Annotated in this window: 9 protein-coding genes; 8 read left to right on the top strand and 1 reads right to left on the bottom strand. The window is 73.6% G+C overall.

From position 1 onward, the window contains the following. Positions 1 to 126 precede the first annotated feature (126 nt). The 8 genes from ACFV9D_RS33575 to ACFV9D_RS33540 all read left to right on the top strand — a co-directional run bounded on the left by ACFV9D_RS33575 (position 127) and on the right by ACFV9D_RS33540 (position 8379). A complete protein-coding gene (locus tag ACFV9D_RS33575; protein ID WP_385154876.1) occupies positions 127 to 1089 on the top strand; it encodes a Zn-ribbon domain-containing OB-fold protein in 963 nt (320 codons plus the stop codon). Continuing rightward, entirely contained in the window at positions 1086 to 2144 is a 1059-nt protein-coding gene (locus ACFV9D_RS33570) for a thiolase domain-containing protein (RefSeq protein ID WP_385154873.1), read from the top strand. Before ACFV9D_RS33575 ends, ACFV9D_RS33570 begins: the two co-directional genes overlap by 4 nt. Then, a complete protein-coding gene (locus ACFV9D_RS33565) occupies positions 2137 to 3303 on the top strand; it encodes a thiolase domain-containing protein (RefSeq protein WP_385154870.1) in 1167 nt (388 codons plus the stop codon). Before ACFV9D_RS33570 ends, ACFV9D_RS33565 begins: the two co-directional genes overlap by 8 nt. Before the next feature lie 77 nt (positions 3304 to 3380). Further along, positions 3381 to 3623 carry a DUF397 domain-containing protein gene (locus tag ACFV9D_RS33560; protein ID WP_137991309.1) on the top strand — a complete coding sequence of 81 codons (243 nt, stop codon included), beginning with the start codon at positions 3381 to 3383 and terminating at the stop codon, positions 3621 to 3623. A gap of 48 nt (positions 3624 to 3671) precedes the next feature. Then, positions 3672 to 4082 carry an ACT domain-containing protein gene (locus ACFV9D_RS33555; RefSeq protein ID WP_385154866.1) on the top strand — a complete coding sequence of 137 codons (411 nt, stop codon included), beginning with the start codon at positions 3672 to 3674 and terminating at the stop codon, positions 4080 to 4082. 106 nt (positions 4083 to 4188) lie between these two features. After that, positions 4189 to 7302, top strand: coding sequence for an ATP-binding protein (locus tag ACFV9D_RS33550; protein ID WP_385154863.1), 3114 nt, complete (start codon positions 4189 to 4191; stop codon positions 7300 to 7302). A gap of 195 nt (positions 7303 to 7497) precedes the next feature. After that, positions 7498 to 7998, top strand: coding sequence for a hypothetical protein (locus tag ACFV9D_RS33545; RefSeq protein ID WP_385154860.1), 501 nt, complete (start codon positions 7498 to 7500; stop codon positions 7996 to 7998). A 15-nt stretch (positions 7999 to 8013) separates the two neighbouring features. Continuing rightward, positions 8014 to 8379, top strand: coding sequence for an RNA-binding S4 domain-containing protein (locus ACFV9D_RS33540; protein ID WP_361859662.1), 366 nt, complete (start codon positions 8014 to 8016; stop codon positions 8377 to 8379). 23 nt (positions 8380 to 8402) lie between these two features. Here the strand turns inward: ACFV9D_RS33540 and ACFV9D_RS33535 are convergent, their stop codons facing one another. Further along, positions 8403 to 10592: a germacradienol/geosmin synthase gene (locus ACFV9D_RS33535; RefSeq protein WP_385154856.1), complete on the bottom strand. Its 2190-nt coding sequence runs from the start codon at positions 10590 to 10592 to the stop codon at positions 8403 to 8405. Positions 10593 to 10861 lie beyond the last annotated feature (269 nt).

Raw genomic sequence — 10861 nt, 5'->3', positions numbered from 1 at the left:
TGGTCTCTGGTTTTTCGCGCCGTGCTGGGGGAACCTCGCGGCCGCGGGGGGTGTGTCCCCCGGCCCGCGGGGGGTGGGGGTGGTGGGGGGGCTTGCCCCCAGACCCCCGACCAAGGAGCCCCGCTCATGACAGTCGCCCCCGTCCCGGAAACCCTCCGCGCCCCCCTCGTCGTCGAGTTCCCCTTCACCCGGTCCCTCGGACCCGTCCAGGCCGCGTTCCTGACCGGGCTTCGTGAGCGGACCGTGCTCGGGGTCAGGACCGAGGGCGGCAAGGTCCTCGTGCCGCCCGTCGAGTACGACCCCGAGACCGCCGCCGAGCTCCGCGCACTCGTCGAGGTCGGCGCCACCGGCACCGTCACCACCTGGGCCTGGAACCCCGAACCCCGCCCCGGACAGCCCCTGTCCACCCCCTTCGCCTGGGTCCTGGTCCGGCTCGACGGCGCCGACACCGCCCTCCTCCACGCCCTCGACGCGCCCGGACCCGAGGCCGTCCGCACCGGGATGCGGGTCCGGATCCGCTGGGCCGCCGAACGGGCCGGCGCCATCACCGACATCGCCTGCTTCGAGCCGTACGAGAGCGCCGCAGGACAACAGGCCGCCCGTGACCACGACGGGACCTTCGCCGACCCCGTCAGCGGCATCGTCGCGCACGCCCGGCTCGACTACACGTACACCCCCGGCCGCGCCCAGACCGGCTATCTCCACGCCCTCGCCGACAACCGGACCGTGGGCGAGCGCTGCCCCTCCTGCGCGAAGGTGTACGTACCGCCCCGCGGCGCCTGCCCCACCTGCGGCGTCGCCACGACCGAGCAGGTCGAGGTCGGCCCCCGCGGCACCGTCACCACCTTCTGCATCGTCAACATCAAGGCGCGCGGCCTCGACATCGAGGTCCCCTACGTCTACGCCCACATCGCCCTCGACGGCGCCGGGCTCGCCCTCCACGGCCGGATCGGCGGCATCCCGTACGACCAGGTCCGCATGGGGCTGCGCGTCGAACCCGTGTGGAGCGAGGACGGCCGCTACCCCGACCACTACCGGCCCACCGGCGAGCCCGACGCCGACTACGACACGTACAAGGAGCTGCTGTGACGCCGGACCGAGAGGTGGCGATCGTCGCCTTCGCCCAGACCGACCATCGACGGCGCAGCGACGAGCTCTCCGAGGTCGAGATGGTCATGCCCGTGCTGCACGACGTGCTGCGGCAGACCGGCCTGAAGACCTCCGACATCGGCTTCACCTGCTCCGGTTCCTCCGACTACCTCGCCGGCCGCGCCTTCTCCTTCACCATGGCCCTCGACGGCGTCGGCGCCTGGCCCCCGATCTCCGAGTCCCACGTCGAGATGGACGGCGCCTGGGCGCTCTACGAGGCCTGGGTGAAACTCCTGACCGGCGAGGCCGACACCGCGCTCGTCTACTCCTACGGGAAGTCCTCGCCCGGCTCCGTACGCGACGTCCTCACCCGGCAGCTCGACCCCTACTACCTCGCCCCGCTCTGGCCCGACTCCGTGGCGCTCGCCGCACTCCAGGCGCAGGCGCTCATCGACGCGGGCCACACGGACGAGCCCGCCCTGGCCTCGATCGCCACCCGCAGCCGCGAGGACGCGAGCGCCAACCCGCACGCCCAGCTGCCCGGCGCCCGCCCCCAGGGCGAGTACGTCGTCGGGCCGCTGCGCACCGGAGACTGCCCGCCCGTCGGGGACGGCGCCGCCGCCGTGATCCTCGCGGCCGGGGACCGGGCCCGCGAACTCTGCGCTCGCCCCGCCTGGATCCGCGGCATGGACCACCGGATCGAGGCCCACGCCCTCGGCGTGCGCGACCTCACCGACTCGCCCTCCACCCGGCTCGCCGCCGAACGCGCCGGAGCCTTCGAGCGGCCCGTCGACACCGCCGAACTGCACGCGCCCTTCAGCTCCCAGGAGGTCGTGCTCCGCAGAGCCCTCGACCTCGACGCAAGGGTGAGGGTCAACCCGTCCGGCGGAGCGCTCGCCGCCAACCCCGTGATGGCCGCCGGCCTCATCCGCCTGGGCGAGGCCGCCGCCCGCATCCACCGGGGCGCCTCCGACCGCGCCCTCGCCCACGCGACCTCCGGTCCCTGCCTGCAGCAGAACCTGGTCGCCGTCCTGGAAGGGGAGAACCGTGCCTAAGGAGCCCGTGGCCGTCGTCGGGATCGGCCAGACCAAGCACGTCGCCGCCCGCCGAGACGTCTCCATCGCCGGACTCGTCCGCGAGGCCGCCCTGCGCGCCCTCGAGGACGCCGAGCTGACCTGGGCGGACATCGACGCCGTCGTCATCGGCAAGGCTCCCGACTTCTTCGAAGGCGTGATGATGCCGGAGCTGTACCTCGCCGACGCCCTCGGCGCGGTGGGCAAACCGATGCTCCGCGTCCACACCGCCGGTTCGGTCGGCGGCTCCACGGCGCTCGTCGCCGCGAACCTGGTCGCCGCCCGCGTCCACCGCACGGTCCTCACCCTCGCCTTCGAGAAACAGTCCGAATCGAACGCCATGTGGGGCCTGTCCCTGCCCGTCCCGTTCCAGCAGCCGCTCCTCGCGGGGGCCGGCGGCTTCTTCGCCCCGCACGTACGCGCCTACATGCGCCGCACCGGCGCGCCCGACACCGTCGGTTCCCTCGTCGCGTACAAGGACCGGCGCAACGCGCTGAAGAACCCCTACGCGCACCTGCACGAGCACGACATCACCCTGGAGAAGGTGCAGGGGTCGCCGATGCTCTGGGACCCCATCCGCTACTCCGAGACCTGCCCGTCCTCCGACGGCGCCTGCGCGATGGTCCTCACCGACCGTGCGGGCGCGGAACGTTCGCCCCGGCCGCCCGCGTGGGTGCACGGCGGAGCGATGCGCAGCGAACCCACGCTCTTCGCCGGCAAGGACTTCGTCTCGCCGCAGGCCGGCAAGGACTGCGCCGCCGACGTCTACCGGCAGGCGGGCATCACCGACCCGCGCCGGGAGATCGACGCCGTCGAGATGTACGTGCCGTTCTCCTGGTACGAGCCGATGTGGCTGGAGAACCTCGGCTTCGCGGAGGAGGGCGAGGGCTGGAAGCTCACCGAGGCCGGGGTCACGGAACTCGACGGCGACCTGCCGGTGAACCCCTCGGGCGGCGTGCTCTCGACCAACCCCATCGGCGCCTCCGGGATGATCCGCTTCGCGGAGGCCGCGCTCCAGGTGCGCGGGCAGGCGGGCGAACACCAGGTGGACGGGGCGCGAAGGGCGCTCGGACACGCGTACGGAGGGGGCGCGCAGTTCTTCTCCATGTGGCTCGTGGGGGACCGGCCACCGGCGGCATGAGGTCTGTCGGCGCCGGGTGCCGCTCGCTACCCTGAGCCCCGGACGACGATGTTGCGGGATGCGGGAGGAGCACGGACGTGGCGGAGAGCACCACCACCCAGCACGCCTTCGCGGGCTGGGACAAGCCGGAACTCGACCTCAGCGAGGCCGACTGGCGGTCGAGCAGCCAGGGCGCGGGAGACGTCCAGATCGCCTTCGTCGAAGGTTTCATCGCGATGCGCAACGAAGGGCGGCCCGAGGCGCCTTCGCTGATCTTCACCCCCGCGGAGTGGCGGGCGTTCGTGGTCAACGCGCGCGAAGGCGAATTCGACCTGACCTGACACGCCGTCGGCGCCTTCCGTGATCCCACCCGCCCTAGGGTGGTGATCATGAGTGCAGAACGTGATCTGACCCGGCTCCTCGCCGGGATGCGGCCGGAGCTGAACCCCGGCCGCTATGTCTTCGCCACCGTGGACGGCCCCGCTCCGGCGGGCGTCGCCCCGGTCGCCACCATCGCCGAGCGCGAGGGTCTCACCCTCGTCGTACGCCAGGAGGAAGCCGATGCGGCCTCCCTGGCGTACGACTATGTGGCCGGTTGGATCACGTTGCGGGTCCACTCCGCACTCGACGCCGTCGGACTCACCGCGGCCGTCGCCCAAGAGCTCGCCGATGCCGGGCTGAGCTGCAACGTCGTGGCCGGCTTCCACCACGACCACCTCTTCGTCGAACACGCCCGCGCGGACGAGGCGTTGGCCGCGCTGCGGCGCCTCGCGGACCGGGCCTCCGGGTCCGCCATCTGAGGGTCACCAGGGCGCGTACGGGCGTACGCTGGGGTCTTCGCGGGGCCCTCGGCCCGGCCGCACTCATCCGCGCGCCGGGTGTGCGCCCCCGGCGTGGGGGTGGAACGTGGCAGTACGGAGCGGCAGGGGTGGCCGCCGGGGCTTCGACCTTTTCGAGCGCGAGGCCGAACTCGCGGCGGCGGAAGAGGCGTTGAACCTGTTGACAGGTCTCGGCGACGACGACCCATGGCCGCCGGACCCCGGCGGCTCGCCCGATCGGGTCCCGCCCCCGCGCGAGGGCGTCGAGCCCGGCACACCGGACGGCCACCCCCTGCGCCTCCTGCAGGTCGGCCGACAGGGCGGTCGGCGCAGTGGCGGGCCAGGGGCTTCGAGCTCGGATCCCCGGCCGTCGCCCAGGGGCAATCAGGCGCCGCACGCGGGGACGCCCCTGGGCCGCACCCGCACCCCGCGCGGTGGCGTACTCGCCTATGCCGCGCCCGCCGGGCTCGGAAAGACCACGCTGCTCGCCGAGATCCGGCGGCGCGCCGCCGGCAAGGGGTGTGCCGTGCTGTCCGCGCGGGGCGGAGACCAGGAGCAGCAGGTGGCGTTCCACGTCGCCCGGCAGTTGCTGCAGCCCCAGCTCGCCGCCGCCTCCGACACCGAGCTGCGCGCACAGCTCGGCAGTTGGTACGACATCGTCGGCCCCGCCCTCGGACTGTGCACCGCCGGTGACGGCGCCCCGCCCGACCCGCAGGGCCTGCGCGACGGGCTCGACTGGGTCCTGACCCATCTCGCCGTCCGCCGCGCGCCGCTCGTCGTCGTCCTCGACGACGCCCACTGGGCCGACCCCGAGTCCCTCGGCTGGCTCTCCGCCTTCGCGCCCCGCGCCGAGGAACTGCCCATGCTGCTCGTCGTCGCGTACCGCCCCGACGAACTCCCCGACACCGGGGAGGAGTTCACCGGGCGACGATCGGGGCAGCGGCCCCTCGGACTCGAACCGCTCACCTCCGCAGCCATCGCCCGCCTGGTCCGTGACCGGGTCGGCGCCCACGCCGACGACGCCTTCTGCCGGGAGTGCTGGACCGTCACCTCCGGCAACCCCTTCGAAGCCGTCGAACTCGCCGCCAAGGTCCGCGACCGCGGACTCGAACCCACCGCCCAGGGCGCCCACGAACTCCGCGATCTCGCCGCCGCCGCCAAAGGCAGCGGACTCGCCGCGCGCCTCGAACGCCTCGGCACCTCCACCGTCCGGCTCGCCTGGGCCTGCGCCGTCCTCGGCACCGAGATCTCCCCGCAGCTCGCCGGCGCCGTCGCCGGCCTCGGTGGCGAGGCCGTCGCCGACTGCGCCGAGCGCCTGCGCGACGCCCGTATCCTCGCCGGCACCGAGACCCTCGAATTCGTCCACCCGCTGATCGCCACCGCCGTCTACAAGGCGATCCCCGCCGCCACTCGCGTCGCGCTGCACGGCCAGGCCGCGTGGTGCGTCATCGACGCCGGACTCGGCGCCGGCGCCGCCGCCCGGCACCTCCTGGAGACCCATCCCGAGGGGGACCCCTGGGTCGTCGCACAGCTGCGCGCCGCCGCCCGCGAGACCCTGCGCGCCGGCGCGCCCGACGCGGCCCGCCGCTTCCTCGCCCGCGCCCTGCGTGAACCGCCCGCCGACGACGACCGCGCAGCCGTCCTCTTCGAACTCGGCAGCGCCTCCCTGCTCACCGAACCCGCCACCACCGTCAACCATCTGCGCGCAGCCCTGGCGGAACCCGTCTCCGACCCGGCCCTGCGCCACGGCATCGTCTACCGGCTCTCCCAGGTCCTCGCCCACAGCGACCGGCTCGTGGAGGCCTCCGAGCTGCTCGGCCGCGAGGCCCGGCTCACCACCGACGCCCGCAGCAGGCTCCGCATGCAGGCCGAGAAGTTCATGTGGGACGCCTTCCGCGCCGACGAACCCGACTCGCCCGCCCGGTCCCGCCGACTGGCCCGGCTCGCCGACCGGCTCACCGGCCGCGACCTCACCGAGCGGTACGTCATCGGCCTGCGCGCCTGGGACGCCACCCTGCGCGCCGAATCCTCCGCCGTGGCCGTGGCACACGCCGAGCGCGCCCTGGAAGGCGGCCTCAGCTGGGCCGACGAGAGCCGCGGCTTCGAGGTCCCGGTCCTGGTCGCGCTCACCTTCCTCTACGCCGACCGGCCCGGCCGCGCCGAAGAGCTCTTCGCGGCCGGCACCGCCGAGTTCGAGCGCCAGGGCTGGCGCGGGGCGCATCTCTCCTTCGCGTACACACTCCTCGGGTACATCCGCTACCGGCGCGGCCGGCTCGTCGAGGCCGAGGACTTCGTCCGCGCGGGACTGCGACTCGCGGAGCGCGTCGGACCGCGCACCCCCGCCCAGTGGTACGCCGTCGGCGTCATGATCGAGGTGCTGCTCGCCCGCGGGCGCGTCGAGGAGGCCGACCGGATCGCCCGCACCCACGACTTCGGCGAGCCGTTCCCCGCCGCGGTGACGTTCCCCGACTCGCAGACCGTCCACGCCGAACTGCTCCTGGCCAGGGGCCGCACCGACGAGGCCGCCGCCGAGCTGGCCGCCGTCGGCCGACGCCTCGACCCGCGCGGGATGCGCAACCCCGCGTGGTGCCCCTGGCAGCTCCACCTCGCCCTCGCCGAGGCCTGGGAGACCCCCGACCGGGCCCGCGAGACCGCCCTGGAGGCCGTCGCCCGCGCCCGCCAGTACGGCGCGCCCTCCGCGATCGGCCAGGCGCTGCGGGTGACCGCGGAGGTCTCCGGCGGCGACGAGCGCGTGAAGCTCCTGGAGGAGTCCGTCGATTGGCTGGAGCAGTCGCCCGCCGGGTACGAGCTGGCGCGCTCGCTCGTCGCCCTCGGCGCCGCCCTGCGCCGGAACGGCCGCACGGACGAAGGCGCCGAGTACCTCTACCGAGGCCTGGAGGCGGCCCAGACCTGCGGCGCGGACGGGCTGGGGGAGGAGGCCCGCGCGGAGCTCACCGCCGCCGGTCTCAGGCCCCGCACCCTCCACTCGGCCGGCACGGACACGCTCACCGCGCGTGAGCGCGCCGCGGCGGATCTCACCGTCCGTGGCGAGGACGCGGCCGCAGCCCTGGACACCGACGCCGCAGCCGTGACCCTGCTCCTGTCCTCCGTGTACCGCAAGCTCGGTACCGACCGCGCGGGCCTCGCCCAGGCCCTGCGGAAAACCGGCCGGGAGCCCTCCGAGAGCGACCGGCGCGGCTGACCCGGCGGCCGTGTCGGGGCACGTCGCCCGCCCGCTTGCCGACGTGTCGGGACGGTCGCCGGACCCGGTCCGGCGGGCGCTCCCGATGGTCTCCACGGGCACGTCCGGGGGACGTGTCGTGGGTTGCCGGCGGACCCGCCCGCCGGACCCGCCCCGGCGCGTCGCATCGTGCGCCGGGGCACGTACCATGGCCGTATGTCCTTCCTCCGCCGCCGCAGCGCCGCCACACCCGCGGGTCCGGACTTCGACGTCCTGGCCATGGACCCGGGGGACTGGCCCGGCAACCTCGGCGCCGGTCTGCTGCCCGCGCCCGACGGCAGCTGCCAGGGTGTCTTCCTGCGCTACGACCTGTTCGGCGGGCGCGGCCCCGCGATGATCATCGGCAATCTGCCGGAGGGCTCCCCGGCCCGCGAGCTCGCCGACGGCCAGATCCCCTTCGAGGTCGCCCAGCTCCTCGCGGCCCTGGAGAACGACGAGCCGGTCGAGGTCCTCGACACCGAGGACATGCCGGTCATGCAGGGCGACAACCTGCTGATCGTGCGCCGCGTGAAGCTCTCCGAGAGCCGGATCTCCTGCGTGCAGTTCGACCGCAGCGACAACGTCCTGGTGACGATCGCCAGTTGGGACCGGCCCATCACCGACGACCTGTACGCGCTCCTCAAGCCGCTGCCCGCCGAGCTGTTCCAGCAGGGCTGACGGGGGCGGGGGCCGATGAGCGCACGCGTCGACAGCTGGATCTGGGCGGTCCGCCTCACCAAGACCCGCTCCCAGGCCGCCGCGGCCTGCCGGGCCGGACACGTCAAGGTGAACGGGGAGCGCGCCAAGCCCGCCCAGCCGGTGAAGCCCGGCGACGAGGTGCGGCTCTTCCACGGCGGGCGGGAGCGGATCGTCGAGGTCAAGCAGCTCCTCACCAAGAGGGTCGGCCCGCCCGTCGCCGCCGAGGCGTACGTCGACAACAGCCCCCCGCCGCCCCCGCGCGAGCACGTCGCCCTCGCCGGCGTCCGCGAGCGCGGTGCCGGCCGCCCGACCAAGCGCGAGCGCCGCGAACTGGACGAGCTGCGCGGCCGCACCTCCTGAGGCGGCCGCGCCCCGCCGGGACGTTACGGAGCGAACAGCGCGGCCAGCCGCGCCGCCGACGTCCCGATCCCCGTCGGTCCCCTCCGCGCCAGCGCCGTACCGCCTCCGGAGCGCACGTCATCGGAGCCGTAACGGCGCACGCCCCGGTGCCAGTTGAGGATGCCGGCGAGCCAGTCCTCCAACTCCCGTACGTACGCCTCGAAGGCGGCGCGCCCCTTCGTGTCCAGCGCGAAGTCCTCGTACAGCATGGGCAGTTCGTGCTTCTTCACATGCTCGAACTGGCGCAGTCGGCCGCGCATCAGGTCGTCGACCATCGTCACGGCCGTCGGATAGTCGCAGTCGAAGAACTTCTCCAGCACCAGGACGCCGTTGTGCACCTCGCCCTCGACCTCGATCTCCTTCTGGTACGAGAAGAGGTCGTTGAGGAGGGTCGCGTAGTCCGCGGCGGAGTTCTCCAGGGCCCGGACCGTGCCCGTGCGGTAGATCTCGGGAGGCAGCACCTCGTCGTGGCGCAACCGACAGAGCAGCATGGTGAGTTCGGACCCGAAGGTGGTCCGGCGCATCTCGATGTAGTCCACCGGGTCGGGAACGCGGTGCTGCGCCTGGTTGTGCAGCTCCCACACCCAGCTGTCGAGCATCGCGTCCAGCGCGGCCCGCAGCTCGGCCCGTGCCCGAGGGCCCATGGGCCCCGCCGTCCGTGCCCACAGATCGGCGAGCGCACGCTCCATGGGGCTGACCGCGAGCGCGGCGCCCGCCGCCGGATCGTCCACCGGCGTACAGGACTTGAGGCGCTCGGTGCACTCCTTGGCACCGATCGGATTCCGGGACCGGCCGAACACGAGCGGATAGTAGTCGTCTCCGTACGTGCCCCAGGTCAGCCACTCTGCGCTGAGCTCCAGCTCCTCCGGCGTGGCGTCCGGGTCGAGGCCCGCCGAGCAGAGCGCGAAATCGAAGCCCTCCATCATCGGACGGTCCCAGATGTCGTCCAGGAGCCCCATCCCCTCCGCCCAGTCCTCCGACCGCCGCTTCGCCTCCTGATGATGCGGACTCAGGGACAGCGGATACGGGAGGTCGAAGTCGGGCAGCAGCGACGGCCCCACCTGCTGGTGCGGCACATGGGTCAGCGCGCGCAGTCGCGAGGCGGCGGGGCGGCCGAAGAGGGTACGGATGTCGAGCGCGGAGGTGCCCAGCACCCCGTCGAGCCGCGAAGGCCCGGTGTCCAGGCCCTCGTTCATATAGCGGCTGGAGCGCATGTGCCACTCGTGCCCGCCGGACTGCCAGTCCTGAAGCCCCTTCGCGTACGCCGCGACGGCCACGCACTCCTCGGCGCTCAGCCCCTTCTCCAGGCAGAGTCCGGGGACTTCGGTGAGGGCCGTGTTCTCGAACTGCTGCAGCCGTGAGGTCAGCAGGTCGTTGACGGCCTCGGCCGCCTCCTGGGTCGTGCACCCGAGGAACTTCTCCAGGACGAGGACACCGTTGCTGTTCTCGCCCTCGTCCTCGACCTCCCGCTGGTACGAGAAGAGGTCGTTCCGAAGATGCACCGCGTCGGAGAAGGCGTCCCGCAGCACGCGCAGCGGACGGGAGTGCGCCACCTGCTCGGGGACCTCGGCGCCCGCCGCGTACTCGACGAGCCCCGCCGACCACGGGGCGCCCCCCACCTTGCGGCGCATCTCGATGTACTCGACGGGGTTGGCGATCCGACCCTCGTTGATGTTGTCGAGCTCCCACAGGGACTCGTAGAGCAGCGCCTCGGTCGCCTCGGAGAACCGTTCCCGCCAGGCCGGGGACATGCTCGGGACCGTCCGCGTCCACAGGTCCGCCAGGCCGGCCTCCACCGGGTTGGTCGGCTCCGGCATCGATGCAGACGGGTCCATCGGCATGAAGAGCGGCAGCCGGTCCAGATACGCCTTGCTGCCGGGACGGTCCTGGGTGCGTTTGAAGACCTCCAGGAAGTGGTCGTCGAAGAAGAACACCCAGGTGTACCAGTCGGTGACCAGGGACAGCGCCTCGGCGTCGCAGTCGGGGTGGGTGTACGAGCACAGCAGCGCGTAGTCGTGCGACTCGAGGTCGTGCTCCTCCCAGACGCCCGAGCCCTCCAGCATCCCCATCGCCCGCGCCCACTCCCGGGTGTGCGTGCGGGCGGCCTCCACATGGGGGTTGAGCCGCGCCGGATACGGGACATAGAAATCCGGCAGAACGAAGGGCTGAGCCATGCGTGCGGGGCCTTTCGGTGAGAGTGGGCATGTGTTCGGCCCAGCTTTACCCCTCGCCTCTCGGGGCCACGCGACCTCGCGAATAGTCATATGAGCGCCGCAGGGGTGGGGGGGGGGGGGGGGCCCCGCGGCCCCCCCCCCCCCCCCCCCCCCCCCCCCCCCCCCCGCCCCCCCCCCCCCCCCCCCCCCCCCCCCCCCCCACCCCCCCCCACACCCCCCCCCCCCGCCCCCCCGGGGGCCCCCCCCCCCCCCCCGCCCCGGGGACACCG

Origin of the sequence: Streptomyces sp. NPDC059875, assembly GCF_042731085.1 — a bacterium.
GTDB lineage: Bacteria > Actinomycetota > Actinomycetes > Streptomycetales > Streptomycetaceae > Streptomyces.
This window is presented reverse-complemented; position numbering and strand designations above follow the sequence as displayed.

What these genes read in the sequence shown, in the direction of transcription:
- ACFV9D_RS33575 (WP_385154876.1), top strand. Translation starts at nt 127, where the DNA reads ATGACAGTCGCCCCCGTCCCGGAAACCCTCCGCGCCCCCCTCGTCGTC.
- ACFV9D_RS33545 (WP_385154860.1), top strand. Translation starts at nt 7,498, where the DNA reads ATGTCCTTCCTCCGCCGCCGCAGCGCCGCCACACCCGCGGGTCCGGAC.
- ACFV9D_RS33535 (WP_385154856.1), bottom strand. Translation starts at nt 10,592, where the DNA reads ATGGCTCAGCCCTTCGTTCTGCCGGATTTCTATGTCCCGTATCCGGCG.
- ACFV9D_RS33555 (WP_385154866.1), top strand. Translation starts at nt 3,672, where the DNA reads ATGAGTGCAGAACGTGATCTGACCCGGCTCCTCGCCGGGATGCGGCCG.
- ACFV9D_RS33540 (WP_361859662.1), top strand. Translation starts at nt 8,014, where the DNA reads ATGAGCGCACGCGTCGACAGCTGGATCTGGGCGGTCCGCCTCACCAAG.